General features: G+C 71.2%; 1 pseudogene. It reads right to left on the bottom strand.

The window, feature by feature from the left end:
- Nucleotides 1-27: 27 nt before the first annotated feature.
- A pseudogene (locus G3I78_RS49595) lies at nucleotides 28-315 on the bottom strand (rhodanese-like domain-containing protein); the annotation flags it as partial.
- Nucleotides 316-410: the final 95 nt, after the last annotated feature.

The raw sequence follows: 410 nt of genomic DNA, 5'->3' as shown, positions 1-410 counted from the left end.
GGTCGCTCCGTCACAGCCGGGGCCTCAGCAGTACGTCACCACCGGCACGGACCTGTCGAGGAGCCCGGCGGCCTGTTCGGGGATCAGGGCCGTCGGCAGGTGAAGGGCGCCTGGGATGTGGCCCTGGTCCCAGGACTCGGTGGAACGCGAGTCGACGACGACGAATCCCGGGTCGCCGTCGGCGGCGAGTGCGGCGGCCACGTCGGAGACGTCGGCGTGGAAGGCGAGGCTCGCGCCGAAGTGGGCGGCGGCCTCGGTCGGGGAGGCGGGCGCGACACGCAGGACGGGGTTGAGGACACTCGTGCTGACGGTCATGAGCTGCTGGCCTTTCCCTGGGGGAGCCCGGGCCGGGACTCCGTGGCCAGAAATCTACGGCCGACGGTCACTTCACCTGAAGGTGTGATCCACGG

The sequence above is a fragment of the Streptomyces sp. SID13726 genome (assembly GCF_010548375.1).
Taxonomy (GTDB): Bacteria; Actinomycetota; Actinomycetes; order Streptomycetales; family Streptomycetaceae; genus Streptomyces.
Note: the sequence above shows the minus strand (reverse complement) of the source record. Positions and strands in the feature narration are given on the sequence as shown.